Source organism: Streptomyces sp. NPDC055815 (assembly GCF_053616475.1).
In genome coordinates, this window is record NZ_JBSHDU010000014.1 from 68,210 (window position 1) to 94,671 (window position 26,462).

Consider the following 26,462-nt stretch of genomic DNA (forward strand, 5'->3'; position numbering starts at 1 on the left):
ATCAGGTCAGCAGTCCCGTACGGAGCGGCTCGTCGGCCGCGTGCGGATGAACGTGGTCGTGGCCGGGCAGCGCGTGCTGGCCGAGGGCCTGCGGCGGCGGGCCGTCGTGGACGACGCAGCCGTCGCGCAGGACGACCGCGCGGTCGATGAGCGGCTCCAGGGGGCCCAGCTCGTGCAGGACGAGGAGGACGGACGTCCCGCCGGCGACCTGCTCGCGCAGGGTCGCGGCGAGGATCTCCTGGCTGCCGAGGTCCACGCCGGCCATCGGCTCGTCCATGATCAGGAGTTCGGGCTCGGAGGCGAGCGCGCGGGCGATCAGGACCCGCTGGTGCTGGCCGCCGGAGAGCGCGGAGACGGAGTCCCCGGCCCGGTCGGCGAGGCCGACCAGCTCCATCGCGCGGTGGACGGCGGCCTTGTCGGCCTTGGACGGCAGGCCGAACCGGCGGCGGGCGAGCCGGCCGGAGGCGACGACCTCGCGGACGGTGGCGGGCACCCCGGCGGACGCGGTGGTGCGCTGCGGCACGTAGCCGACGCGGGCCCAGTCGCGGAACCGCTTCCGCTCGGTGCCGAACAGCTCGATCGTGCCGCCGGTCAGCGGCACCTGGCCGATGATCGCGCGGACGGCGGTGGACTTGCCGGAGCCGTTGGCGCCGAGCAGGGCGACGACCTCGCCGCGGCCGACGGTGAGGTCGACACCCCGCAGGACGGGGCGCGCGCCGAGGGCCGCCGTGGCGCCGCGGACGGAGATGACGGACTGGTCGTCGCTCACAGGGGGGCCTCCTACTTGGCGCCGAGCGCGGTCTTCAGCGCGGCCAGGTTGGCCCGCATGACCTCGATGTAGTCATCGCCCTTGGACTGCTCGGTGATTCCCTCCAGCGGGTCCAGGACGTCGGTCTTGAGGCCGGTGTCCTGCGCGAGGGTCTTCGCGGTCTTGTCGCTCGCGAGGGTCTCGAAGAAGACCGTGGTGACCTTGTCGTGCTTCGCGATGTCCTGGAGTTCCTTGACGCGGGCGGGGCTCGGCTCGGACTCGGGGTCCATGCCGGAGATGCCCTCCTGCTCCAGGCCGTACCGCTCGGCGAGGTAGCCGAAGGCGGAGTGGGTGGTGATGAAGGTCTTCGTGGCGGTGTTCTTCAGGCCCGTCTCGAAGTCGGTGTTCAGGTCGCCGAGCTTCTTCACCAGGGCTTCGGTGTTCTTCTTGTAGTCGGCGGCGTGGTCCGGGTCCGCCTTCTCCAGGGCGCTGCCGACGCCCTTGGCGACCTCGGCGTACTTCACGGGGTCGAGCCAGATGTGGGGGTCGGCGCCGGCCTCGGACTCGTGGTCGTGCCCCGCCTCCTCGCCGCCGTGGTCGTGGCCGACCTCGGTGCCGTGCTCCTCGAGCTTGGTGAGGGTGGCGGCGTCGACGGTGTTCTTCACGCCGGCCTGGGCGATGGCGTCGTCGACGGCGGGCTGGATGCCCTTGAGGTAGAGGATGACGTCGGCGTCGCCGAGCTCGCCGATCTGCTTCGGCTTGAGCTCCAGGTCGTGGGGTTCGACGCCGGGCTTGGTGAGCGTGTTGACGGCGACGTGGCCGCCGCCTATCTGCTCGGCCAGGTACTGCATGGGGTAGAAGGACGCCACCACGTCCAGCTTGCCGTCGCTTCCCTTGTCCGCGGCGTCGGAGGTTCCGGAGCAGGCGGAGAGGGAGACGATGCCGAGCGCGACGGCTCCGGCGAGGGCGGTGCTGGGTATCAGGCGACGTACGTTCATGACACTCATTTTCAACAAAGTTGGAAACGGTTGTCAATTGCCTTCCCTGTGTTCCGGGCCACCCGGGCTCCGCCGGGGAACCGATTTGATACGGGGGGCGTGCGCGCCGGTAACCTGTGGCATTCGCACTTCGTCGTCGTAATGAAGAGAGCACCGTGGCCGCCGACAAGATCGACACCATCGTCAGCCTGAGCAAGCGCCGTGGCTTCGTCTACCCGTGCAGCGAGATCTACGGCGGCCAGCGTGCCGCCTGGGACTACGGGCCGCTGGGTGTCGAGCTGAAGGAGAACATCAAGCGCCAGTGGTGGCGTTACATGGTCACCGCGCGCGAGGACGTCGTCGGCATCGACTCGTCGGTCATCCTGGCCACCGAGGTCTGGGAGGCCTCCGGCCACGTCGCCACCTTCACCGACCCGCTGACCGAGTGCACCTCCTGCCACAAGCGCTTCCGCGCCGACCACCTGGAGGAGGCGTACGAGGAGAAGCACGGCCGTCTCCCCGAGAGCCTCACCGACCTCAACTGCCCCAACTGCGGCAACAAGGGCACCTTCACCGAGCCCAAGCAGTTCTCCGGCCTGCTCTCCACGCACCTCGGCCCGACCCAGGACACCGGCTCCGTCGCGTACCTGCGCCCCGAGACCGCCCAGGGCATCTTCACCAACTTCGCCCAGGTGCAGACCACCTCGCGCAAGAAGCCCCCGTTCGGCATCGCGCAGATGGGCAAGTCCTTCCGGAACGAGATCACTCCGGGCAACTTCATCTTCCGCACGCGCGAGTTCGAGCAGATGGAGATGGAGTTCTTCGTCAAGCCGGGCGAGGACGAGCAGTGGCAGGAATACTGGATGGAGCAGCGCTGGAACTGGTACACCGGCCTGGGTCTCCGTGAGGAGAACATGCGCTGGTTCGAGCACCCGGCGGAGAAGCTCTCCCACTACTCGAAGCGCACCGCCGACATCGAGTACCGCTTCTCCTTCGGCGGCAGCGAGTGGGGCGAGCTGGAAGGCGTCGCCAACCGCACCGACTACGACCTGAGCGCCCACTCCAAGGCCTCCGGCGCCAACCTCACGTACCTGGACCAGGAGTCCGGCGAGCGCTACACGCCGTTCGTCATCGAGCCCGCGGCCGGTGTCGGCCGCACGATGCTGGCCTTCCTGCTCGACGCGTACATCGAGGACGAGGCCCCGAACGCCAAGGGCGTCATGGAGAAGCGCACCGTGCTGCGCCTCGACCACCGCCTGGCCCCGGTCAAGGTCGCGGTCCTCCCGCTCTCCCGCAACCCGCAGCTCTCCCCGAAGGCCAAGGGCCTCGCGGCGGACCTGCGCCAGAACTGGAACATCGAGTTCGACGACGCCGGCGCCATCGGCCGCCGCTACCGCCGTCAGGACGAGATCGGCACGCCGTACTGCGTCACCGTCGACTTCGACACCCTCGACGACAACGCGGTGACCGTGCGCGAGCGCGACACCATGAAGCAGGAGCGCGTCTCCCTCGACCAGATCCAGGGCTACCTGGCCAGCCGCCTCATCGGCTGCTGAATCTGATCGCAGACACGGGGAAGCCCCCGGTTCCGAGGACGGAACCGGGGGCTTTCCCCTGTGGTCAGGCGGTTGCGGCGGCCGCCGCCTCGGCCTCGGCCTGACGCCGGGCCCCCTCCGCCGCGCGGCGCTTGCCGAACCAGGCCGTCCACACGGCGAGGGCGCCCAGGACGCCGTAGATCATGATCGGGCTGAGCGTGACCATGGTCTTCGTCGGCAGCGCGTACGCGAGGGCGATCCGGACGAGCGCCTCGGCCACGTACGCCACGCCCCACACCAGCGTCATCGTGCGCATGGTGGAGCGGAAGCCCTCGAACTGCCACATGCCGTTCCACCAGGCCGTGGACTCCGGGGTGCCGTCCGTCGCGAACTTGCGGCCGAAGTAGAACATCAGCGGGCGCGGGGCAAGGAGCGTCCCCAGACAGAGCAGGCCGAACAGGCCCGTCACCGAGGAGTCCTTGATCAGCAGCGCGCGTGCGGTGTGCGCGCCGACCAGCGAGACGACGGCCGTGATCACCAGGAACACCAGGGTGACCATGGCGAACTCGTCGATCTTGCGGCGCCAGGCCGCCATGATCGCCGTGTCCAGGACCGGCCAGGCGCTGCTCAGGAGCAGCGCGGAGAACTCGGACCAGCCGTGGTCCTCGGTGAGCGTGTTGTACGTGAGGATCGGCGCGACGACGTTCAGGCCGATGGTGAGGACCCAGCCGATCGCGGATGCCCCGCCTGATCGAGCCGGTTTGGCGGGTGCGGACATGGTTCCCCCTGGGAGTGCATACGGTCGCGGTGCGGGAGAAGGCTAGTCATGCACCGGACAGGGAAGGGGAAACTCCACGCCAAATGATCTTCAAGAGGGACGCGCTTCTCAGGCCTTCAGTGCCCGCTGGACCAGGGAGACGACCGCCGTGAACGTGGACTCCACGTCCGGGGCCGACCACTCGGCGGCGTGCGCCGGGTTGTGGAAGCGGTCGGTGGCGTGGAAGACGGCGCGGGCCGTGGTCGCGAAGTCCCGCTCCGGCGCCGCGAACAGGCCCTCGCGGTGACCGTCCTCCAGGATGCGGGCGATCTGCTCGACGAGGTGCTCCTCGTGTCGGTCGACCACCGCGCTGTTCTCACCGATCAGCACCTGGAAGGTGGCCATCAGCTCGGGATCGCCGCCCGCCTTCTTGCGCTTCAGCGCGAACAGGGCCGTGAGCCAGCCGGTCAGCCGCTCGTCCGCCGGACCCGCGGCCTCGACGTACGGCCCGAGGGCCACGATCGTCCGCTCCAGCCACCGCTCGGTGACCGCCTCGCGCAGCGCCGCCTTCGTACGGAAGTGGCGGTAGACGCTGCCGTGACTGACGCCGAGCACCCGGGCCACGTCGACGACCGTCGCCTTCCCCGGCCCGTAGCGCCGCAGCACCTCCTCGGTGGCTTCGAGGATGCGCTCTGCGGTCAGGGTCTCGGTGGCGGCCATGAGGACGACAGTACCCGTCAGTGCTCGCTGTCCAGGTGGGCCATCTGGGCCTCCGGGTAGCGGGCGCCGGATGCCGCGCCCGCCGGGACGGCCTCCTCGATCGCGGCCAGGTCGGCGGCGTCGAGCGTGACGTCCAGGGCGCCGAGCGCCTCGGCGAGCCGGTCGCGGCGGCGGGCGCCGACCAGGGGAACGATGTCCTCGCCCTGCGCGAGCACCCAGGCGATCGCGGTCTGGGCGACCGTGACGCCCTTGGCCTCGGCAACCGCGCGGAGCCGCTCCACCAGGTCGAGGTTGCGGTCGAGGTTCTCGCCCTGGAAGCGCGGGGACATCCCGCGGAAGTCGCCGCGGCCGAGCTCCCGGTCCCGGGTGAAGTGGCCGCTGATCAGGCCCCGGGAGAGCACCCCGTACGCGGTGATGCCGATGCCCAGCTCGCGGGCCGTCGGCAGGATCTTCTCCTCGATGGAGCGGGAGATCAGGCTGTACTCGATCTGGAGGTCCGCGATCGGGGCCACGGCCGCCGCCCGGCGCAGGGTGTCCGCGCCGACCTCGGAGAGGCCGATGTGCCGCACGTGGCCCGCCTCGACCAGCTCGGCGATGGCGCCGACGGTCTCCTCGATCGGCACGTCGGGGTCGACGCGGGCGATCCGGTAGATGTCGATGTGGTCGGTCCCGAGGCGCTGGAGCGAGTACGCCGCGAAGTTCTTCACGGCGGCCGGGCGGCCGTCGTACCCGGTGAAGCCGCCCTCGACCGTGCGCAGGGCGCCGAACTTCACGCTGGTCAGCGCCTGCTCGCGGGCGGCGGCCGGCGCCGTCCGCAGTGCCTCGTTGATGAGCAGCTCGTTGTGGCCCATCCCGTAGAAGTCGCCCGTGTCGAGCAGGGTGACGCCGGCGTCCAGGGCCGCGTGGATCGTCGCGATCGACTCGGCCCGGTCGGCCTCGCCGTACAGGGCGGACATGCCCATGCAGCCGAGGCCGAGCGCGGAGACGACGGGGCCGGTGGCGCCGAGGGGACGGGTGGGGACGGTCTTCTTCGATGCGGGGGTCTTCGCTGTGGTGGTCATGGAACAACCATGACATGTGCGATGACAGATTTCAATATCTGTCACTCCATCTTTCGTGGTTCGGGAGTCACCGCACGGTACGAGGGAGGCGCAGGCTCAGCAGCAGCGTCAGCGCCACCACACCCAGCTGGACCAGGAGCGTCGTCCGCAGCGCCCCACCCATGTCGGCCGGCGAGGCCGCCAGCGACAGGAAGAGCGAACCCAGCGTCGCCACGCCCAGCGTCAGCGCCGACTGCTGCGTGGTCACCATGACCCCGCTGCCCACGCCCGCCCGCTCCGACGGCACCTCGGAGAGCACCACCCGGAACAGCACCGGCAGCTGGAGCCCCTGGCCGAGACCCGCCACCGCCATCCCCGGCACCAGGTCCCAGACGGACAGCCCCTGCCAGTCCCGCGCCACCGACCAGACGATCGCCGCGATGCCGAGCCCCTGGAGCAGCGCCCCCACCGGCACGATCCGGGTGCCCCAGCGCCGTACCAGACGCGGCCCCGCCAGCGAGGCCCCGAAGAACGCGAGCGCCATCGGCACGAGCGCCAGGCCCGAGGCCACCGCGCCCATTTCCAGGCCCTGCTGGAGCGCCACCGCGATCACGAACATGAAGCCGCTGAAGCCCAGCGACAGCGGCAGCACCACCGCGAGCCCGCGCCGCAGCGGGACCAGGGCGAGCAGGCTCGGCGGGACCAGCGGCACGGCGCCCCGGCGGTCCGCCCGCCGCTCCACCCACCAGAAGGCCCCGGCCGCGAACGGGAACACCGCGAGCGACACCCAGGTCCACAGCGGCCAGCCCGCCGCCCGGCCCTCCGTCAGCGGCGCGAGCAGGGTCAGCAGCGCGAGCGCGAGGAGCAGCGTGCCCGGCACGTCCACCGGCGCGGGCCGGTCCGAGCGGGTCTCCGGCACGGTACGGACGGCGAGCGCCAGGCCCGCCACCGCCACCGGCACGTTCACCAGGAACACCGCGCGCCAGCCCGAGCCCGCGATGTCGGCGGTCACCAGCACCCCGCCCAGGATCTGGCCGCCCGCCATCGCGAGACCGGCGGTCGCCCCGTACAGGCTCAGCGCCCTCGCCCGGCGCGGCCCCTCGGTCGAGGAGTGGATGGTCGCGAGCACCTGCGGCAGCATCAGCGCCGCCGCCGCGCCCTGCGCCACCCGCGCCGCGACCAGGGTCCAGGCGTCCGGGGCGAGCCCGCAGGCGAGCGAGGTGAGGCCGAAGGCGGCCATGCCGGCGAGGAAGAGCCGGCGGCGGCCGAAGAGGTCGCCGAGCCGCCCGCCGAGGACGAGCAGCACGGAGTACGCCAGGCCGTACCCGGCGACGACCAGTTCGAGGAGCGCCGGCCCCGCGGCCAGGTCGTGGTCGATGGACGGCAGGGCGACGTTGACGATGAAGAAGTCGATGAGGGGGAGCGCGGCCCCGAGCAGCACGGTGAACAGGCCGAGGGCGCCGAGCGCCGGGGTCTGGCGGCCGGCCGGGGCGGCGGTACGGACGGAAGGGGAGGTCGTGGTCACGGGACCGAGCCTCCGCCTCCGCTCAGCCTGGTACCAGAGTGTCCTTATCCTGGTACAAGCACTACCTGGAAACCGGCTGACCACCCCGGCACCCTGGAGGCATGACCGTCATGGCCGAAGCTCCGCCCGAAGAGGACGTCCGGCGCCACGAGCTCGCCGCCTTCCTGCGCTCCCGCCGCGAGCGCATCACCCCCGAGCAGGTCGGTCTGCCCCGGGGCCGGCGCCGCCGCACCCCCGGACTGCGCCGCGAGGAGGTCGCGCACCTCTCCGCCGTCGGCGTCACCTGGTACACCTGGCTCGAACAGGCCCGGGACATCCAGGTCTCCCCGCAGGTCCTGGACGCCCTCGCCGAGGCCCTGCTGCTCGACCCGACCGAGCGGACCCACCTCTTCGCGCTCGCCGGGGCGACCGATCCGCACCCCGAGGCGACCTGCTCCGCCGTCACGCCCACCCTGCGCCGGCTCCTCGACCAGTTGGAGCCCGTCCCGGCCGCGATCCAGAACAGCCGCTACGACTTCCTCGCCCACAACCGCACCTTCGGGCAGCTCTTCTGCGACCTGGACGCGCTGCCCCGCGAGGACCGCAACTCCGTCTGGCTGGCCTTCACGAACGAGGACTTCCGGACCTCGGTCACCGATCTGCCCGAGGTCATGCGCGCGCTCGCCGGGAAGCTCCGCGCCGCCATGGCCGAGCACCTGGCCGAGCCCGCCTGGAAGGAGCTCGTACGCCGCCTGGAAGAGGCCTCGCCCGAGTTCCGGGAGCTGTGGGCGCGGCACGAGGTGGTCGCCCCCGGCGGCCGCGTCAAGGTCATCCGCAACGCCCGCGTCGGGCTGCTCAGCTTCGAGCACACCAACCTCTGGCTCGGCCCGAACGCAGGGACCCACCTCGTCACGTACGTCCCCGTGGACGACGCCACCCAGGCCGGCGTCGCCCGCCTCCTCGACCTGGTCGTCCGGGAGCGGGCCGACCGGGGCGAGGAGGCTCTGGCCGTGGCCTGAGGGATCCAAGATCCTGGATCCAAGATCCAAGATCCTGGATCCTGGATCCAGAATTCAGGCTCCAGAATTCAGGATCCGTATTTTGGATCCAGGATCAGGCCGAGGGCGCCTTGGCCATCGCCTGAGACCCGCCCTCCGCCGAGCCCTCCGGCGCCAGGCACCGCGCCGTCCGCTCCGCCGTGCGCCGCGCCCACGGGCCGCTGGTCAGCGCGCCGACCACCAGGACGGCGAGCCCGCAGCCCGTGATGATCCAGTAGCCGGGGCGGGCCGCCGCCACGAACGCGTCCGCCTCCGGCACGGCGCCGAGTCCCGCCGCCAGGACCGCGCCGATCACCGCGACGCCGAGGGTCTGCCCGACCTGGCGGCTCGTCGAGGCCACCGCCGCCGCCACCCCGGCCTGCGCCCGGGGCATCCCGGAGACGGCGGTGTTCGTGATGGGGGCGTTCACCAGGCCGAAGCCGATGCCGAAGACCACGTACCCGGTGAGGAGCAGCGGATCGCTCGTCTCGGCCTCGAAGGCCGCGAAGAGCAGCGGCCCCGCCGCCATCGCAGTCCCCGCGAGCAGCAGCGAGAGGCGCGGCCCGCGCGCCGCCGTGAGCCGCCCCGACAGCGGGGCGAAGACGAAGGTCATGCCGGCCAGCGGCAGCATCCAGAGCCCGGCCTCCAGGGGGGAGAGACCGCGTACGTCCTGGAGGTACAGGGTGTTCAGGAAGAGGAAGCCGCCGAGCGAGGCGAAGGCGCAGACCGCGATCACGGTGGCCCCGCTGAACGGCGCGCTGCGGAAGAACCGCAGGTCGATGAGGGGCTCCTCGCGGCGCGGCTCGTAGAGGAGGAGTCCGACGAGCGCGACGGCGGCGATCCCGGCGAAGAGCGGGTCGGTCTCGATGATCGCGTACGTGAGCGAGGCGAGGAGCGCCGTCACCAGGAGCTGCCCGACCGGGTCGGGACGCCGGGGGCGGGGTGCGCGGGACTCGGGGACGTACCGCAGGGTCAGGAGCAGGGCGACGAGGGCGACCGGCAGGTTCACCCAGAAGATCGCCCGCCAGTCGACCGACTGGACCAGCACACCGCCCACCAGGGGTCCGGCGGCCATGGAGATGCCGACGACCCCGCCCCAGACGCCGATGGCACGCGCGCGTGCCGCCGGTTCCGTGAAGGTGTTCGTGATGATCGACATGGCGACCGGGTTCAGCATCGAGCCGCCCACCGCCTGGACGGCCCGGAAGGCGATCAGGGCCTCCAGGTTCGGCGCGAGGGAGCAGAGCAGCGAGCCGAGGGCGAAGACGGCCAGGCCGGTGACGAAGACCTTGCGGCGGCCGATCCGGTCGGCGGTGGAGCCCGCGAGCATCAGCAGGGAGGCGAGGACCAGCGTGTAGGCGTCGATCACCCACTGCATGCCGGCGACGGTGGCGCCGAGATCGCGCCGCATCGCGGGCAGGGCGACGTTCAGCGCGGTGTTGTCCAGGCTGACGATGAGCAGGCTCATGCAGCAGATGGCGAGGACGACGAGACGGCGGCTCCGTGTGAGCTCGGGCATGTGCGGATCGTATGGCTGTCTAAGAAACTCCGCAGTGCGGGACAATGGCCGAATGACCGCGTTCACCCCTCTCGCCATCGGGCCGCACATCGTGCAGCCGCCGGTGGTGCTCGCCCCGATGGCCGGCATCACCAACGCCCCCTTCCGTACCCTCTGCCGTGAGTTCAGCGGCGGCAAGGGGCTGTTCGTGAGCGAGATGATCACGACGCGCGCCCTGGTCGAGCGCAACGAGAAGACGATGCAGCTCATCCGTTTCGACGAGACGGAGAAGCCGCGCTCGATCCAGCTGTACGGCGTGGATCCGGTGACGGTCGGCAAGGCCGTGCGGATGATCGTCGACGAGGACCTCGCCGACCACATCGACCTGAACTTCGGCTGCCCGGTCCCCAAGGTGACCCGGAAGGGCGGCGGCTCGGCCCTGCCCTACAAGCGGCCGCTGCTGCGGGCGATCCTGCACGAGGCCGTGTCCAACGCGGGCGACCTGCCGGTCACGATGAAGATGCGCAAGGGCATCGACGACGACCACATCACCTATCTCGACGCGGGCCGGATCGCCGTCGAGGAGGGTGTCACCGCCATCGCCCTGCACGGCAGGACCGCCGCGCAGCACTACGGCGGCACGGCCGACTGGGACGCGATCGCGCGGCTCAAGGAGCACGTGCCGGAGATCCCGGTGCTCGGCAACGGCGACATCTGGTCGGCGGACGACGCGCTCCGGATGATGCGGGAGACGGGCTGCGACGGCGTCGTCGTGGGCCGCGGCTGCCTGGGCCGCCCGTGGCTCTTCGGGGACCTCGTCGCGGGCTTCGAGGGCACCGGAGCGTACGCCCAGCCGGGTCTGCGGGAGGTCGCGGACGCGATGGTGCGGCACGCGCGGCTGCTCGGCGAGTGGCTGGGCGACGAGGCACGCGGTGTCATCGACTTCCGGAAGCACGTGGCCTGGTACCTGAAGGGCTTCGCGGTCGGCTCCGAGATGCGCAAGAAGCTCGCGATCACCTCTTCTCTGGACGAGCTGCGCGCTCAGTTGAGCGAGCTCGACCTGGACCAGCCGTGGCCGGTGGGTGCGGACGGCCCTCGGGGCCGTACGTCCGGAAACAACCGAGTTGTCCTGCCGGACGGCTGGTTGAAGGACCCCTACGACTGCGCCGGGGTGAGCGAGGACGCCGAGCTGGACACGTCCGGAGGCTGAGATTCCGCCCCTTCCGGGGGAGTGATCCTCGCCACCCTTGAGGGGGGTGGTGCTCAGATGAGCAGGTTACGGGTAGCTGCAAAGGCTGAAGGGGTGGCACTGAGTGCCACCCCTTTTGCGTTCAAGAGTTGAACGCAAGTGCTCGATTGGGCGCTCATGTGAGCGGCTAAGTGCTGGATTGGGCCAACTGGCCTTCGGGGCGTGAAACCGGAAGCTTCGCCTCGGTAACTTTCGAAGTGCTGGCGGACGGGTGGTTAAGACCGTGTGACCGGCAGGCGTACCTCCCCAGAAGCCTTCGATCTGGGTATGTTCCTCGCCGTCAGGGCAGCCAACCGAGTCATCGAGGAGTCGGGACCCGTGTCGGAAATTAATGATCAGAAGTTCGTCTACGACTTCACCGAGGGCAACAGGGACCTGAAGGACCTGCTCGGTGGCAAGGGCGCCAACCTCGCCGAGATGACCAACCTCGGCCTGCCGGTGCCTCCGGGCTTCACGATCACCACCGAGGCGTGCAAGGTCTACCTCGAGAGCGGCTCGGAGCCGGTCGAGCTCCGCGACGAGGTCACCGCGCACCTCGACGCCCTCGAGCAGCAGATGGGCAAGAAGCTCGGCCAGGCCGACAACCCGCTTCTCGTCTCGGTCCGCTCGGGCGCCAAGTTCTCCATGCCGGGCATGATGGACACCGTCCTCAACATCGGCCTCTCCGACGAGTCGGTGGCCGGCCTCGCCCGCCAGGCCGACAACGAGCGCTTCGCCTGGGACTCGTACCGCCGCCTGATCCAGATGTTCGGCAAGACCGTCCTCGGCGTCGACGGCGAGCTCTTCGAGGAGGCCCTCGACGAGGCCAAGGCCGCGAAGAAGGTCGCCAGCGACACCGACCTGGACGCCGCCGACCTCAAGAAGGTCGTCAAGCACTTCAAGAAGATCGTGAAGGCCCAGACCGGCCGCGACTTCCCGCAGGACCCGCGCGAGCAGATGGACCTCGCCATTGAGGCCGTCTTCAACTCCTGGAACACGGACCGCGCCAAGCTGTACCGCCGCCAGGAGCGCATCCCGGGCGACCTCGGCACCGCCGTCAACGTCTGCTCGATGGTCTTCGGCAACCTCGGCCCCGACTCCGGCACCGGCGTCGCCTTCACCCGCGACCCCGCCTCCGGCCACCAGGGCGTCTACGGCGACTACCTGCAGAACGCGCAGGGCGAGGACGTCGTCGCCGGCATCCGCAACACCGTGCCGCTGGCCGACCTCGAGTCGATCGACAAGAAGTCGTACGACCAGCTCATGCACATCATGAACACGCTGGAGACCCACTACAAGGATCTCTGCGACATCGAGTTCACCATCGAGCGCGGCCAGCTCTGGATGCTCCAGACCCGTGTCGGCAAGCGCACCGCCGGTGCCGCCTTCCGCATCGCCACGCAGCTCGTGGACCAGGGCCTGATCGACGAGGCCGAGGCGCTCCAGCGCGTCACCGGCGCCCAGCTCGCCCAGCTGATGTTCCCCAAGTTCGACGAGAACGCCAAGGTCGAGCAGATCGGCCGCGGCATCGCCGCCTCCCCGGGCGCCGCCGTCGGCAAGGCAGTCTTCGACTCGTACACGGCCGTCAAGTGGTCCCGCTCCGGCGAGAAGGTCATCCTGATCCGCCGCGAGACCAACCCGGACGACCTGGACGGCATGATCGCCGCCGAGGGCATCCTCACCTCCCGCGGCGGCAAGACCTCGCACGCCGCCGTCGTCGCCCGCGGCATGGGCAAGACCTGTGTCTGCGGCGCCGAGGAGCTGGAGGTCGACACCAAGCGCCGCCGGATGACCACGGCCGACGGCCAGGTCGTCGAGGAGGGCGACGTCGTCTCCATCGACGGCTCCACCGGCAAGGTCTACCTCGGTGAGGTACCCGTCGTACCCTCCCCGGTCGTCGAGTACTTCGAGGGCCGCATGCACGCCGGCGCCGACGACGCCGACGAGCTCGTCGCCGCCGTGCACCGGATCATGGCCTACGCCGACCGCGTCCGCCGCCTCCGCGTCCGCGCCAACGCCGACAACGCCGAGGACGCCTCCCGCGCCCGCCGCTTCGGCGCCCAGGGCATCGGCCTCTGCCGCACCGAGCACATGTTCCTCGGCGAGCGCCGCCAGTACGTCGAGCGCCTCATCCTCGCCGACACGGACGCCGAGCGCGAGGAGTCGTTGAAGGCGCTCCTCCCGCTGCAGAAGCAGGACTTCATCGAGCTCTTCGAGGCCATGGACGGCCTGCCCGTCACGGTCCGCCTGCTCGACCCGCCGCTGCACGAGTTCCTGCCCGACATCACCGAGCTCTCGGTGCGCGTCGCCCTCGCCGAGTCCCGCAAGGAGCCGCACGAGAACGACCTGCGCCTGCTCCAGGCCGTGCACCGGCTGCACGAGCAGAACCCGATGCTGGGTCTGCGCGGCGTCCGCCTCGGCCTGGTCATCCCCGGCCTGTTCACCATGCAGGTCCGGGCGATCGCCGAGGCCGCGGCCCACCGCATCGACGCCAAGGGTGACCCGCGCGCCGAGATCATGATCCCGCTCGTCGGCACCGTCCAGGAGCTGGAGATCGTCCGCGAGGAGGCCGAGCAGGTCATCGCCGAGGTCCGGGCGCAGACCGGCGTCGACCTGAAGCTCGCGCTCGGCACCATGATCGAGCTGCCGCGCGCCGCCGTGACCGCCGGTCAGATCGCCGAGGCCGCGGAGTTCTTCTCCTTCGGCACCAACGACCTGACGCAGACGGTCTGGGGCTTCTCCCGCGACGACGTGGAGGCCTCGTTCTTCACCGCGTACCTGGAGAAGGGCATCTTCGGCGTCAGCCCCTTCGAGACCATCGACAAGGACGGCGTGGGCTCCCTGGTCCGCAGCGCCGTCCAGGCCGGCCGCGCCACCCGCCCCGACATCAAGCTCGGCGTCTGCGGCGAGCACGGCGGCGACCCGGAGTCGGTGCACTTCTTCCACGAGGTCGGCCTCGACTACGTCTCCTGCTCGCCCTTCCGGATCCCGGTGGCGCGCCTGGAGGCGGGCCGTGCCGCGGCCGAGGCGAAGGGCAGCGACAGCCGCTGAGCCTGCTGAACCCCGGTTCAGCACCGGGCTTCACAGCCACCGGGGCCGCCGTCGGTCACCTCTTCCACCCTCACCGACGGGCGGCGGCTCCGGATTCACAAAGAGACGGGACGGACACCTTTTGTGCGGAGGTGTCCGTCCCGTTGTTTGTTCGTTTGTCGAGCTGATGTGAGTCAATGTTCAATTGCGGCCGATTGGATTATTGGGCGTTGAACTTGTTCTGATTCCTCAGCGCAAAGAACGGGGCGGGCGCGACCCCCGGATCCCCACCCGGAGGCCGCGCCCTTTACCGATGTCGGGCAGGTGAGCCGCAACCTCGCCGACCGCCGCCGGACGGGCAAAGCCCCCCACGGTCTTCACCACGTCACCTCGGTCCTGAAGGTTTCCTGCCCGACCCGTACAGCTTTTCGGTTCCCCCCTGATTGCCGCGATGCCTTTCAACTGTGGCTGAAACACCCTGGTAACGTGCAGTGATGCTGTGCATACTCGTCGTCGGGGGTGGTTGCGAGTGCACAGGTGGGGACCTTCATGCTGCGGATTCATTTCACCGGGAACGATTTGGCAGGGGTGCGGACGGCCGCCCGGCCGGACGTTCTGTGGGAAACGATTCTGAGCTTTCACCGTTTAAGGGACCGGCGCGGCCCCGTCGTCTACGGGGAATGGCGTACGGACGCCCGGCTGCGGCTCGGCGGTGAGACCCGGCTCCTCGCCGCGCTCGTCCCCAGCCGCGGCTATTTCCCCGACTTCCTCACGCCCGCCGAGGGCGTCCACGGCCTCGACGAGGGCCTCCAGGCCATCCGCGCCACCGAACACGGCCGGCTGCGCGACGAGCTCTCGCTCCTCGCCGCCGACCGCTCCGGCGGCCGGACCGTGCCCCACTCGCTGCGCGCCCTCGCGGACGGCGGCGCCGAGCCCTTCGACCGGCTCGTGGGGGCCCTGCGCAGCTACCACCGGGCCGCGATCGAACCGTACTGGCCGCACATCCGGGCCCGCGTCGAGGCCGACCGGGCCCGCCGCGGCCGCGCGCTCCTGGACGGCGGCGCCGAGGAACTCCTCGCCTCGCTGCCGCCGATGCTGCGCTGGCGCGCGCCCGTCCTGGAGGCGGACTACCCGGTCGACCGGGACGTCCACCTCGACGGTCGTGGGCTGCTGCTCCAGCCCTCGTTCTTCTGCCGGGGGACCCCGGTCGTCCTGCGGGACCCCGGGCTGCCGCCGGTCCTCGTCTACCCCGTCACGCACGGCGAGACGGCGACCGTCCGCGCGCCCGGCGGCTCCTCCCTCGCCAAGCTGGTCGGCCAGACCCGCTCGGCCGTCCTGCACGCCATCGGGGACGGCGGCACCACCAGCGAGCTGGCCCGCAGGGCCGGGGTGTCACTGGCCTCGGCCAGCCAGCACGCGGGCGTGCTGCGCGAGGCCGGGCTGATCGCGACCCTCCGCCACGGCAACGCCGTCCTGCACACCCTGACGCCGCTGGGCGCCGCCCTGCTCGGCGGCGCCCAACGGCAGGTCGACCTGCGGTGCTACGCGGGTAACTACGCGCGGAACGGGCCGGTCACCTCGTAGGTGATGCCGCCCGAGGAGCTGCCGCTCGTACCCCGCTGGCTGGAGAAGTACAGCCGCCGGCCGTCGGGGGAGAAGGCCGGTCCGGTGATCTCGGAGCCGGACTGGCCGTTGATCCGCAGGAACTGCGTGACGACGTCGTCCGGCGTGATGAGGCAGATCTCCATGGTGCCGCCGTCCTCCGCGACGTACAGGTCGCCGGAGGACGAGCCGGTGATGTTGTCCACGCCGGTGAGCGGGGCGCCGCCGCCGACCACCAGCGAGTCGTCGTAGGCCAGTTCGTAGGTGCCGGCGGCCAGGTTGACCTGCCACACCCGGTTGTCGCCCTTGGTGGTGAACCAGACGGTGTCGTTCGCGTAGTGGCAGCCCTCGCCGCCGTTGAAGTGCTTGGCGGCGGAGACCTGGGTGCGGGTGGTGGTCGGGGAGCCGTCCGGGTCCGGCACGTTCTGCCAGCCGAAGGTGCCGGAGGTGCCGGAGCCGGCGGTGAGGACCTGGAGGGTGCCGGAGGAGAGGTTGCCCCAGGTCGTCGGGATGAACCGGTAGAAGCAGCCGTCCGACTCGTCCTCGGTCAGATAGACCACCCGGCGCACCGGGTCGGCCGCCGCGGCCTCGTGCTTGAACCGGCCCATCGCGTCCCGGCGGGTGGCGGTGCCGCCCCACGGGTTCGTCTCGTAGACGTAGCCCAGGGACACCTCCTCGCAGGACAGCCAGGTGTTCCACGGCGTCTTGCCGCCGGCGCAGTTCTGGCGGGTGCCGGACAGGATGCGGTACGCGCCGGTGATCGTGCCGGCCGCGTCGAACCTCACCGCGCTCGCCCCGCCGCTCGGGTTGATCTCCGAGTTCGAGACGTAGATCCAGCCCGAGCCGTCGACGAAGCAGGCGCCGCCGTCGGGGGCGTTGTGCCAGGCGTACGAGGTGCCGGTCACGGTCTGGCCGGACCGGGCGATCACCCGGCTGGTGAAGCCGGCCGGCAGCTGGATGCCGTTGGCGTCCGCCGCGCCGAGCGCCCCGTAGGGGCCGGCGCCGGGCTGGGCGGGGGCGGCGACGGCCGCGCTCTGCCACAGGCTGCCGCCGAAGGCGGCGGCCGAGGTGCCGATGACCGCTCCCCGCAGGAAACTGCGTCGCTCCACGTCTCACTCCTCAGAAGGGTGAACCGCCCCGCCGCACCGGTCGGGCGACGGGGTCGCGCGCTTCCGGAACCTAGGAGTACGGAATTGACTGGGCGTCAACGAGCGGTGAAGCGCAGGCGGGCGGCCGCTGTCGGTGCGGGGCGCTAGGTTCTCTCGGCATGGACGTCGACGCACACCTGCTCGATTCGGTCGCGCTGCCCGGAGCGCGTGAACTGGTCTACGGCTGCCCCTTCGAGGAGCGGGGGACGGGCCGGCACCGGGCCCTGCTCCTGCACGGGGCCGATCTCGAAGTGCACGAACTGGAGGCGCTGTTCGCGGGGGACCGGGCGCCGGCCGCCGTCTTCCCGCTGCCCTGGCCCGGCTGGGGCGGGGGAGCCCACTCGGTCCACCCGGACCTCGCCTTCGCGGTCTTCTCCGGACAGCGTTCGGTGCGGGCGGTGCGCGCCGACGGCACGACACGGTGGGTGTACGAGCACGCCTGCTGGGACCAGGCGGTCGGCCACCCGCACACCGGCGACGAGCGGCAGGTCTGCCCGGGGAGCGAGTCCGGCTCCAGCGGGGTCTCCCGCGACGGCCGCTTCGTCTGGGCCCATGTCGTCCTGGAGGCGGGGGACGACCCCGACGACTACCTGGAGGGCTGGGTCGTCCTCGACGCCGAGGACGGCCGCGAGCTGGCCCGGCTCCCCCTGCCGGACAGCGTGGCCTCCGGTTCGTGGCACCTCGCCCACCCCGACGGCGTGCACATGGGCCTGTGCGTCGGCATGGGCCAGGACGGCGTCCTCGTGTACTGGGGGCGCTGGGACGGGCAGCGGCTCACCGTCCACGACGGGCTGAACGACGGGCTCGACCGCATCCTGTTCGACGTCCACCCCGACCACACCGGATTCCTCACGATCGAGCACAACGGCAACGACCTCCAGCTGCACGCCCTCGACGGCACGGTCCTCGCCGAGAACGAGGACGTCCGCTGGGACCACGCCTGCGGCTTCCTCGACGGCGACACCGTCCTCGCCGCCACCCAGGTTCCGTACGACTCCGATCCCGAGGGGCACGGCACCTGGCTCCTCGACGCCCGCACCCTGGAGAGACGCGGACGCGTCCGCTACCCCTCGGGCCCGGCCGACGTCCCGGTCCGTCCCCTCGGCGACGGCACCTGGCTCACGTACGACACCACGACCGACACCGTCCGCCGCTGGACCGCCTGAGGCCGGGGACCTTCGGCACTGGGGCCCGGTCCCGGCGCGGGGGACACTGGGGGGCATGCGTGCCACCCGGGACATCAGCGACCGCCACGACCTCGACGTGCTGCTGCGCCGCTTCTACGGCGCCGCCTTCGCCGACCCGCTCATCGGGCCCTTCTTCACCGAGATCGCCGGGACCGACCTGGAGGTCCACCTGCCGCGCATCGCCGACTTCTGGGAGCGCGCCCTCTTCCGTACCGCCGACTACGGCCGCGACGCCTTCGCCCCGCACGCCGCCCTCCACTCCGCCCGGCCGCTCACCGCCGCGCACTTCGGCCGCTGGGTGCAGCTGTGGCACGCCACCGTCGACGGGCTCCACCAGGGGCCGCGGGCCGAGCGGGCCAAGGCGCAGGGCGAGCGGATCGCGCTGGCCATGCTGAAGCGGCTGGGCGACGGGTCGACGGAGGGCACCGGCGGCGGGTTCGTCCCGCTGGCGGCGCTCGAACTGCGTTCCGTGGCCTGAGCGAAAAGAATCCTCGGGAGAGCGATGAGTTCCGAGGGGCAGGCCCGTCTTACCTCTCGACAGCACCGAACGAGAGAGACGAGAGCGCCATGGCCCCGCAGATGATCTTCGTCAACCTGCCCGTCAAGGACGTCGACGCCAGCAAGGCCTTCTTCGAGGAGCTCGGCTTCTCCTCGAACCCGCAGTTCAGCGACGAGACCACCGCCTGTGTGGTCTTCAGCGACACGATCTTCGCGATGCTCCTGGAAGAGCCCAAGTTCCAGTCCTTCATGGCGCCCGGCAAGGAGATCTCCGACGCGACCAAGACCACCGAGGTCCTGGTCACGCTGAGCGCCGAGAGCCGGGAGAAGGTCGACCAGCTGGCCGACCGCGCCCTCGCCGCCGGCGGCGGCCCGGCGAAGGAGCCGATGGAGATGGACTTCATGTACGGCCGCTCCTTCACCGACCTGGACGGCCACCACTGGGAGGTCTTCTGGATGGATCCGGCGGCCGTCCAGGGCCAGGGCTGATTCAGGCCGAGACGCCGCCGTCGATCACCAGGTCCGTGCCGACGGCGGAGCCCGCGTCGTCCGACGCGAGGTACAGCACCGCCGCCGCCACCTCGGCCGCCGAGGAGATACGGCCGAGGGGCGACTGCTCCTTCATCCGGACCTCCCGCTCGGCCTCGGTCTCGCCGGGCTGCAGCGACATCGTGGACTCCGCCGCGCCGGGGCTGACCGCGTTGATCCGGACCCCGTCGGCGATGTGGTCCAGGGCCGCGGCCCGGGTGAGCGCCGAGACCGCCGCCTTGGAGACCTGGTAGCCGAACACCCCGGGGATCCGGACGTGCGGGCCCAGGTTGGACGCGATGTTCACGATGGCCCCGCCGCCGTTCGCCCGCATGTGGCCGACCTCGGCCTGGAGCGCGTGCAGAACGCCCGTCACGTTGATGTCGAGCAGCGTCCGCCAGTCCTCCAGCGGGAAGTCGGCGGCGCTGTGGCCGCCGCCGCGGAAGACCCCCGCGTTGTTCACGGCGACGTCCAGGCCGCCGTAGAGCTCGACCGTGCGCCGGACCAGCTCCCGGGTCGACGCGGCGCTCGCCACGTCGGCGGTCACCGCGGCGGCGGTGCCCCCGGCGGCCTCGATCAGGGCGACCGTCCCGTCGAGGGACTCCGCCGTACGGCCGGCGACGACGACCTTCGCGCCCTCGGCGGCGAAGGCGAGCGCGATGGCCCGGCCGAGACCGGAACCCGCGCCGGTGACGAGGACGGTGCGGTCGGTGAAGCGTGCGGACATGGTGGTCAGCCTTTCTGGTGGAGGAACGTGGTGGCGGAGAGGGCGGTGAACAGCACGGCCGCGGCCGCCAGCGACACCGCGTCGCCGCCGAGGGTGAGCAGGGCGGCGAAGAGCACGGTCGGCCCGAGCTCCATCGCCGTGTTCAGGACGCCGCCCGCGAGGCCGGCGCGGTGCGCCGGGACCCCGTCGGTGGCGAGGACGGCGGCGCCCGCGAAGGACAGGGCGCCACCGGCGGGCAGCAGGACCAGGCCGGGCAGCAGTCCGTACGCGTACGGGACGGACGTCTCGAAACCGGTCGCCGCGAGCAGCCCGAGCCCGGCGGCGGCCGTGCCGAGCCCGGCGGCGGTCACCCGCCCGGGGCCGCACCGCCCGATCAGCGGGCCCGCGAGCCGGCCCGCGCCGAGCAGGGCGACCGCGAAGGGCACGAAGGCGGCGGAGGTGAGCAGCGCGGACCAGCCGCGCTGCTGCTGGAGCGCCAGGGACAGCAGGACGAAGACCGTGGCCGTGCCGGCGGCGGTGAGACCGATGGCCGCGAGGCCGAGGGCGCGGCGGCCGTCGCGCAGGAAGTCCGGGGGCAGCAGCGGGTCGGCGGCCCGCCGCTCGACGGCCCCGAAGGCGAGGAGCAGCCCGATCCCGGCGAGCAGCGGCACGAGGACCGGGGCGGAGCCCCAGGGGTGGGCGTCGGTGAGGACGAGCCCGTAACTGGCGAGCGTGATCCCGAGGGTGGCGAGGAGGGCACCGGGGAGGTCGAGGGGGCGGGCGGTGCCGGGGCCGGGCGTCGGCCGGGTGGGGCCGGTGTTGGGCCGGGTGGGGCCGGGGTTGGGCGTCGGCCGGGTGGGGCCGGGGTCCGGTGTCGTCTTCGGAAGGAGCCTCGGCGCCAGGGTCAGGGCCGTCGCCGTCACCGCGATCGGGACCGCGAAGGTGCCGCGCCAGGAGGTGGCCGCCGCGATGACCCCGGAGAGCAGGTTCCCCGCGGTCGCGCCGAGCACCGAGAGCCCGCCCCAGGTGGCCATCGCCCTGCCGTACGCGGCGGGTTCCGGGTACAGCGCCCGCAGCACCGTCATCGCGGCCGGGGCCACGAGCGCCGCGCCCACGCCCTGCCCGAACCGGGCGGCGAGCAGCGTCCCGTACCCGGGGGCCAGCGGTGCGAGGGCGGAGGCGGCGCCGAAGACCAGGAGCCCGGCCGTGAGGACCCGGCGCCCGCCGGAGCGGTCGGCGAGCCGGCCGCCGAGCAGCAGGAGTCCGGCGAAGGTCAGCCCGTAGGCGGCGCTGAGCAGGATCAGTTCGGCGCGGTCGAGCCGGAACTCGGCGCCGATGCGGGGGAGGGGGACGGCGAGGGAGGCGAGCGTGAAGATGAGCGTCGTCTGCACGGCTCCGAGGAGCAGGAAACCCCGGCGGCCGGTGGCCTCCCGAGCGTCCCGCACCGTGGTCATCGACATCCGAACCCCCCGAAATTGAACTTGACCGTACGTTCCAGAATGGGCCCCGAAGAAAGGGCGCCCCCGTGGGCGCCCCTTCCTCAGTCCAACAGCCCCAGCGCCTGCTCCGCCGCGTCCGTGACCCGGCCGGGCTCGCTCGACACCTTGCCGACCACCCGGATCCCCTGCAGCAGCACGAGCAGCATCCGGGAGAGCGCCCGCGGGTCCCGGTCGGCCGGGAGCTCACCCCCGGCGCGGGCCCGGACGAGCGCCCCGTACAGCAGCGTCTCGATCTGCTCCCAGCTCAGCTCGACCCGGCGCGCGACCACCGTGTCGTGCGGGCCCAGCTCCGCCGCCGAGTTGGTGACGAAGCAGCCGTTCAGACGCTCCCCGTCGGCCGCCGCCTCGGCGGCGAAGCGGCGGACGAGCGCCCGTACGGCCGGCAGTGCCGGGCCCGGCGCGGACAGCTCCTCGACGATCCGCGGGTCGCGGGTCTCCAGGTAGCGGTCCATCGCCTTCAGATACAGCTCGTGCTTGTTGCCGAAGGTGGCGTAGATGCTGGCGCGGCCGATGCCGAGGTGCTCCACGAGGTCGGACATCGTCGTCGCCTCGTAGCCGCGCGCCCAGAACAGTTCGAGCGCTGCCTGGAGCGCGGCCTCCGGATCGAATTCCTTGGTCCTGGCCACGAGAAGACCGTACGACCATCTGGAACGCTCGGTCAAGTTACTTGGTGCGCACCGGATACACCGCCACCGCGACCTCCTCGTCGTCCAGGCACCGGCCCGTCTCCAGGTCGAACCGCTGCTTCAGGAGCGGCGAGGCCACGAACGGCCGCCCGGCCGCCGAGCCGATGAGCCCCCGGGACAGCACCTGCGCCCCCGTGAACGGATCGCGGTTGTCGATCGCGTACGTCCGCCCCGAACGGTCCCGGAAGACGGCCACCTGCCGGCCGTCCGGCAGCAGCGCCGCCACGCCCCGGCCGGGCGTCAGCCGGGCCTCCTCGCAGACCGCCATCCAGGAATCGGGGGAGACGGAGAGCTCAAGGGTCGTCGTCATCGGGAAGTGGCCCCTTCCAGGTTTCCGATCGTGAGGATCGTGAGGTCCGGCTTGATCTGGTCGCGCTCCGGCACGAACCGGACCGACGGGTCCGGCGCCCCCGGCGCGTTCACGAAGGAGACGAAGCGCCGCAGCCGCTCCGGGTCGTCCAGGGTCTCCGCCCACTCGTCCCGGTAGTCGGCGACGTGCGCGGCCATCAGTGCCTCCAGCTCGTCGCAGAGCCCGAGCGAGTCGTGCACCACCACGTCCTTGAGGTGGTCGAGCCCGCCCTCCAGGCGCTCCAGCCAGGTCGACGTCCGCTCCAGGCGGTCCGCCGTCCGGATGTAGAACATCAGGAACCGGTCGATGAGCCGCACCAGTTCGGCGTCCGAGAGGTCCTGTGCGAGCAGGTCCGCGTGGCGCGGGGTCGCGCCGCCGTTCCCGCCGACGTACAGGTTCCAGCCGTTGGCCGTCGCGATGATCCCGAAGTCCTTCGACTGGGCCTCCGCGCACTCGCGGGCGCAGCCCGAGACCGCCGACTTCAGCTTGTGCGGGGCGCGCAGGCCCCGGTAGCGCAGCTCAAGCTGGATCGCCATCTTCACGGAGTCCTGGACGCCGTAGCGGCACCAGGTCTGCCCGACGCAGGACTTCACCGTGCGCAGCGCCTTGCCGTACGCGTGCCCCGACTCGAAGCCCGCGTCGACCAACCTGGTCCAGATCGAGGGCAGTTGGTCCACCCGGGCGCCGAAGAGGTCGATCCGCTGACCGCCGGTGATCTTCGTGTAGAGCCCGAAGTCGCGGGCCACCTCGCCGATCACGATCAGCTTGTCCGGGGTGATCTCGCCGCCGGGGATGCGCGGCACCACCGAATAGGAGCCGTTGCGCTGCATGTTGGCGAGGAAGTGGTCGTTGGTGTCCTGGAGGGAGGCCTGCTCGCCGTCCAGGATGTAGCCGCCAATGCCGAGTGTCGGGGCGAGGGACGCCAGGATGGAGCCGACGGTCGGCTTGCAGACCTCGCAGCCCTCGCCGCCCCGCGCCTCCTCGCGCCCGTGCGAGTCGAGCAGCGCGGCGAAGGAGGTCAGCCGCAGGGTGCGGGCGATCTCGTACAGCTCGCTCCGGGTGTACGAGAAGCAGCCGCAGAGCCCCTTGTCGGTGGCGGCCGGCAGCAGCTTCTCGATCGTCTTCACGCAACTGCCGCAGCCCGTACCGGCCTTCGTGCACTTCTTCACCTCGGGCAGGCTCGTGCACTGACCGATCGCGTGCTTCGTCACGTTGTGGCAGGAGCAGATCACCGCGTCGTCCGGCAGCGCGGACGGGCCGAGCGCCACCGGGGCGCCGGCGCCCGCCGGGAGCACCAGCTGCTCGGGGGAGACCGGCGGCACGGAACCCGTGAGCGGGCGCAGCAGCCCGTACTGCTCGGCGTCGCCGACCAGGACACCGCCCAGCAGCACCCCGTCGCCGGAGATCACCAGCTTCTTGTAGACGCCCGAGCGGGAGTCGGAGTACACGACGTCGAGACAGCCCTCGGCCGTGCCGTGCGCGTCGCCGAACGAGGCCACGTCCACGCCGAGCAGCTTCAGCTTCGTCGACATGTCGGCCCCCGTGAAGCCGTCCACCGTCTCCTCGGCGATCGCGGCCGCCGCCGTCTGCGCCATCTCGTAGCCCGGCGCGACCAGGCCGTACACCCGGCCGTCCGAGGCCAGCGCGCACTCGCCGATCGCGAACACCGCCGGGTCGGACGTCCGGCACAGCTCGTCCACGGCGATGCCGCCGCGCTCGCCGACGTCCAGGCCGCAGTCCCGGGCCAGCTGGTCCCGGGGGCGCACACCCGCCGAGAACACGACCATGTCCGTGGCCAGTTCGGAACCGTCCGACAGCTTCATGCCCGTCACGGCGCCGTCCGCCGTCACGACCTCCTGCGTGCCCGTCCCCGTGTGGACGGTCAGCCCCATCCGCTCGATCGTCCGCAGCAGGGCCGCGCCGCCGCCCTCGTCGACCTGCACCGGCATCAGACGCGGCGCGAACTCCACGACGTGCGTGTCCAGACCGAGGCCCTTGAGCGCGCCGGCCGCCTCCAGGCCGAGCAGACCGCCGCCGACGACCGCGCCGGTCCTCGCCGTCTTCGCGTACTCCTCGATCGCGAGCAGGTCTTCTATCGTGCGGTAGACGAAACAGCCCGTCGCGTCCTTGCCGGGGACGGGCGGCACGAAGGGGTACGAGCCGGTGGCGAGGACGAGCGTGTCGTACGCGAAGACCCGCCCGGAGCGGGCGGTCACCGTCCGGGCCGCGCGGTCGACCGTCTCGGCCGGGTCGTCCGTGTACAGCTCGATGCCGTGCTTCTCCATGAAGCCGTCCTCGACCATCGACAGGTCCTCGGGGGTCTTCCCCGAGAAGTACGAGGTCAGCTGCACGCGGTCGTAGGCCGGGCGCGGCTCCTCGCAGAGGACCACGATCCTGGCCCGCTCGGTGACGCCACGGTCGGCGAGCGCCTCCAGGAACCGCTGGCCGACCATTCCGTGGCCGACCAGGACGATGGTGGGGGTGGTCATGAGGAGCCTCCGTCGTGGGTGAGCAGGTGGAGCAGGGGGGCCGCGTCGGGCAGGGCCTCGTCGCCCTCCCAGGCCCTTGCGAGCGCGCCGACGGCGGCGAGGTCGCCGAGGAGGACGCCCCCGACGAGCCGGTCACCGCGGACGACGACCTTGCGGTAGGCGGCGCGCGTGGCATCGGTGAGCTGGACGACGTCGTCGCCGGGCTCGGGGGTGACCTGCCCGAAGGCGGCGAGGTCGAGGGGGCGGGGGCCGCCGAGGGTGAGGCGGGTGAGGGCGCGGGTGCCGGTGTATCGCGCCGGGGCGGAGTCCGTTGTGGGCAATCGTCCGCCAGGGGCGGAACGGGTGGGCACAACGGACGGCACCTTTGCGGGTGCCTCCGCTTCCGACCCCTCGGCCCGCACCGGATGCGCGGCGCCCTCGGGGTGCGGGTCGGTCCGGAACGCGGAGGCGCCGCTGGGCGCGCCGTCCCGTGTGCCCACCCGTCCCGCCCCAGCGGGACGATTGCCCACACGGGGGTGGGCGCCGTCCGGTGTGCGCGCGGGGGCGTCAGCCAAGGCGCCGTCCGGTGTGCGCGCGGGGGCGGGGTCACGCCCGCCGTCCCGTGTGTGCGCGGGCGCGGGGGCGGTGGCCCGGGTCTCTGACAGGAGGACTTCCGTCAGGACGTCCGCCTGTTCCAGGGCCGGGCCCGCCAGGCCGTACACGCGCCCCCCGTGCTCCGCGCAGTCCCCGATCGCGTGGATGTACGGGTCCGACGTGCGGAGCGCGTCGTCGACCACGATGCCCGTCGCGACGGTCAGGCCCGCCTCCCGGGCCAGGGCCACCCGGGGCCGGACCCCGCACGCCAGGACCACGACCTGCGCGTCGAGGACGAAGCCGTCGGCGAGTTCGACCGCCGTCACCGCCCCGTCCCGCTGCCGCAGGCCACTGACCCGGCACTCGGTGTGCACCTCGACCCCGAGGGCCTCGACGTGCTCCCGGAGCAGCGCCGAGGCCTGCTCGTCGAGCTGCCGTTCCATCAGGCGCTCGCCCTGCTGCGCCAGGACGACCTCGGCACCGAGCGCGGCGAGGGCCCGCGCGGCGGAGACGCCGAGGAGACCGCCGCCGATGACGACCGCCCGTACCCCAGGCCGTACCAGCGCGCGCAGCTCCAGGCAGTCGTCGAGGGTGCGGAAGGGGTGGACCCCGGAAGGGAGGGCCGCCCCGCGGGCCCCGCGCAGCGGCGGGAGGACCGGGTTGGAGCCCGTGGCCAGGACCAGCCGGTCGTACCCGACGAGCGAGCCGTCCGCGCACTCGACGGTCCGGGCCGCGCGGTCGATCCGTACCGCCCGCACCCCCAGCCGTACCGGCTCCCGGGTCCCGGGCAGGGCGATGACCTCGGGGGCGTACCGTCCGGCGAGGACGTCGGCGAGGAGCACCCTGTTGTACGGGGCGTGCGGTTCCTCGCCGAGGAGGGTGACGGGCAGGCGCTGGGCGAGCCGGGCGCCCGCCGTTCCGCCCCCGACCACCACGATCCGTGTACTCATACCGGAAGGGTGCGGGGCCGGTGTTACCCGTCGGCATCCCGACTGTTTCCCGTACGGAACGCTGATCTCCGTCCGTCGGGCCCGGCGCTGTGAGGCCCGCCGGATCAACGCGCGGTCAGTCTCGGCCCAAGCGCGCCTCAAGGACACCGCTCCCGTATACGGGCCGCCGCAAG

At 71.9% G+C, this 26,462-nt stretch carries 22 protein-coding genes; 8 read left to right on the forward strand and 14 right to left on the reverse strand.

All coding sequences use genetic code 11. The features are described 5' to 3' along the window. Position 1: 1 nt before the first annotated feature. Positions 2 to 769, reverse strand: a complete 768-nt coding sequence (locus tag ACWGN5_RS12340) for a metal ABC transporter ATP-binding protein (protein WP_453513829.1) — start codon at positions 767 to 769, stop codon at positions 2 to 4. Positions 770 to 780: 11 nt separating this feature from the next. After that, a complete protein-coding gene (locus ACWGN5_RS12345) occupies positions 781 to 1,746 on the reverse strand; it encodes a metal ABC transporter substrate-binding protein (protein WP_453513831.1) in 966 nt (321 codons plus the stop codon). Between the two features lie 155 nt (positions 1,747 to 1,901). Here ACWGN5_RS12345 and ACWGN5_RS12350 point away from each other — a divergent pair, with 155 nt between their 5' ends. Continuing rightward, on the forward strand, positions 1,902 to 3,281 hold the full coding sequence (locus ACWGN5_RS12350; RefSeq protein ID WP_369144149.1) for a glycine--tRNA ligase: 1,380 nt from the start codon (positions 1,902 to 1,904) through the stop codon (positions 3,279 to 3,281). A 64-nt stretch (positions 3,282 to 3,345) separates the two neighbouring features. Here the strand turns inward: ACWGN5_RS12350 and ACWGN5_RS12355 are convergent, their stop codons facing one another. From ACWGN5_RS12355 to ACWGN5_RS12370, 4 genes are all read right to left on the reverse strand, one after another. Further along, positions 3,346 to 4,038, reverse strand: a complete 693-nt coding sequence (locus ACWGN5_RS12355; protein ID WP_453513832.1) for a VC0807 family protein — start codon at positions 4,036 to 4,038, stop codon at positions 3,346 to 3,348. 108 nt (positions 4,039 to 4,146) lie between these two features. After that, positions 4,147 to 4,737, reverse strand: a complete 591-nt coding sequence (locus tag ACWGN5_RS12360) for a TetR family transcriptional regulator (RefSeq protein ID WP_453513834.1) — start codon at positions 4,735 to 4,737, stop codon at positions 4,147 to 4,149. A gap of 17 nt (positions 4,738 to 4,754) precedes the next feature. Further along, positions 4,755 to 5,798: an aldo/keto reductase gene (locus ACWGN5_RS12365; RefSeq protein ID WP_453513835.1), complete on the reverse strand. Its 1,044-nt coding sequence runs from the start codon at positions 5,796 to 5,798 to the stop codon at positions 4,755 to 4,757. A 67-nt stretch (positions 5,799 to 5,865) separates the two neighbouring features. Beyond that, on the reverse strand, positions 5,866 to 7,302 hold the full coding sequence (locus tag ACWGN5_RS12370; protein ID WP_453513837.1) for an MFS transporter: 1,437 nt from the start codon (positions 7,300 to 7,302) through the stop codon (positions 5,866 to 5,868). A 101-nt stretch (positions 7,303 to 7,403) separates the two neighbouring features. On the opposite strand from ACWGN5_RS12370, the gene ACWGN5_RS12375 reads away from it, so the two are divergent. Continuing rightward, entirely contained in the window at positions 7,404 to 8,300 is an 897-nt protein-coding gene (locus ACWGN5_RS12375) for an MmyB family transcriptional regulator (protein ID WP_453513839.1), read from the forward strand. 94 nt (positions 8,301 to 8,394) lie between these two features. Here the strand turns inward: ACWGN5_RS12375 and ACWGN5_RS12380 are convergent, their stop codons facing one another. Next, a complete protein-coding gene (locus ACWGN5_RS12380; protein WP_453513841.1) occupies positions 8,395 to 9,837 on the reverse strand; it encodes an MFS transporter in 1,443 nt (480 codons plus the stop codon). 52 nt (positions 9,838 to 9,889) lie between these two features. Between ACWGN5_RS12380 and dusB the strand changes: the two genes are divergently transcribed. The 3 genes from dusB (at position 9,890) to ACWGN5_RS12395 (ending at position 15,658) form a co-directional block, all read left to right on the forward strand. Beyond that, positions 9,890 to 11,026, forward strand: a complete 1,137-nt coding sequence (gene dusB / locus ACWGN5_RS12385) for a tRNA dihydrouridine synthase DusB (protein WP_453513842.1) — start codon at positions 9,890 to 9,892, stop codon at positions 11,024 to 11,026. 357 nt (positions 11,027 to 11,383) lie between these two features. After that, the gene (gene ppdK / locus ACWGN5_RS12390; RefSeq protein ID WP_453513935.1) at positions 11,384 to 14,095 is read left to right on the forward strand and encodes a pyruvate, phosphate dikinase; all 2,712 of its coding nucleotides are present in this window, start codon (positions 11,384 to 11,386) and stop codon (positions 14,093 to 14,095) included. A gap of 528 nt (positions 14,096 to 14,623) precedes the next feature. Continuing rightward, positions 14,624 to 15,658: a helix-turn-helix domain-containing protein gene (locus tag ACWGN5_RS12395; RefSeq protein WP_453513844.1), complete on the forward strand. Its 1,035-nt coding sequence runs from the start codon at positions 14,624 to 14,626 to the stop codon at positions 15,656 to 15,658. Here ACWGN5_RS12395 and ACWGN5_RS12400 read toward each other — a convergent pair. Then, positions 15,628 to 16,785, reverse strand: a complete 1,158-nt coding sequence (locus ACWGN5_RS12400) for an alkaline phosphatase PhoX (RefSeq protein WP_453513846.1) — start codon at positions 16,783 to 16,785, stop codon at positions 15,628 to 15,630. The genes ACWGN5_RS12395 and ACWGN5_RS12400 overlap by 31 nt on opposite strands. Before the next feature lie 158 nt (positions 16,786 to 16,943). On the opposite strand from ACWGN5_RS12400, the gene ACWGN5_RS12405 reads away from it, so the two are divergent. The 3 genes from ACWGN5_RS12405 to ACWGN5_RS12415 all read left to right on the forward strand — a co-directional run bounded on the left by ACWGN5_RS12405 (position 16,944) and on the right by ACWGN5_RS12415 (position 18,998). Further along, complete coding sequence (locus ACWGN5_RS12405; RefSeq protein WP_453513847.1) at positions 16,944 to 17,990, forward strand: hypothetical protein; 1,047 nt, start codon at positions 16,944 to 16,946, stop codon at positions 17,988 to 17,990. Between the two features lie 55 nt (positions 17,991 to 18,045). Further along, positions 18,046 to 18,489 carry a group III truncated hemoglobin gene (locus ACWGN5_RS12410; protein WP_351183181.1) on the forward strand — a complete coding sequence of 148 codons (444 nt, stop codon included), beginning with the start codon at positions 18,046 to 18,048 and terminating at the stop codon, positions 18,487 to 18,489. A gap of 89 nt (positions 18,490 to 18,578) precedes the next feature. After that, positions 18,579 to 18,998 (forward strand): VOC family protein, encoded by a 420-nt coding sequence (locus ACWGN5_RS12415; RefSeq protein WP_453513848.1) that lies wholly within the window; start codon positions 18,579 to 18,581, stop codon positions 18,996 to 18,998. 1 nt (position 18,999) lies between these two features. Here ACWGN5_RS12415 and ACWGN5_RS12420 read toward each other — a convergent pair whose 3' ends face one another. The 6 genes from ACWGN5_RS12420 to ACWGN5_RS12445 all read right to left on the reverse strand — a co-directional run bounded on the left by ACWGN5_RS12420 (position 19,000) and on the right by ACWGN5_RS12445 (position 26,289). Next, on the reverse strand, positions 19,000 to 19,764 hold the full coding sequence (locus tag ACWGN5_RS12420; RefSeq protein ID WP_453513850.1) for an SDR family NAD(P)-dependent oxidoreductase: 765 nt from the start codon (positions 19,762 to 19,764) through the stop codon (positions 19,000 to 19,002). A gap of 5 nt (positions 19,765 to 19,769) precedes the next feature. Then, on the reverse strand, positions 19,770 to 21,197 hold the full coding sequence (locus ACWGN5_RS12425; RefSeq protein ID WP_453513937.1) for an MFS transporter: 1,428 nt from the start codon (positions 21,195 to 21,197) through the stop codon (positions 19,770 to 19,772). Positions 21,198 to 21,283: 86 nt separating this feature from the next. Next, positions 21,284 to 21,868: a TetR/AcrR family transcriptional regulator gene (locus ACWGN5_RS12430; RefSeq protein ID WP_453513851.1), complete on the reverse strand. Its 585-nt coding sequence runs from the start codon at positions 21,866 to 21,868 to the stop codon at positions 21,284 to 21,286. Between the two features lie 37 nt (positions 21,869 to 21,905). Continuing rightward, entirely contained in the window at positions 21,906 to 22,238 is a 333-nt protein-coding gene (nirD, locus tag ACWGN5_RS12435) for a nitrite reductase small subunit NirD (protein ID WP_453513852.1), read from the reverse strand. Next, entirely contained in the window at positions 22,235 to 24,766 is a 2,532-nt protein-coding gene (nirB, locus tag ACWGN5_RS12440) for a nitrite reductase large subunit NirB (RefSeq protein ID WP_453513853.1), read from the reverse strand. The genes nirD and nirB overlap by 4 nt, the downstream gene beginning before the upstream one ends. Continuing rightward, positions 24,763 to 26,289, reverse strand: a complete 1,527-nt coding sequence (locus ACWGN5_RS12445; protein ID WP_453513855.1) for an FAD-dependent oxidoreductase — start codon at positions 26,287 to 26,289, stop codon at positions 24,763 to 24,765. Before ACWGN5_RS12445 ends, nirB begins: the two co-directional genes overlap by 4 nt. Positions 26,290 to 26,462: the final 173 nt, after the last annotated feature.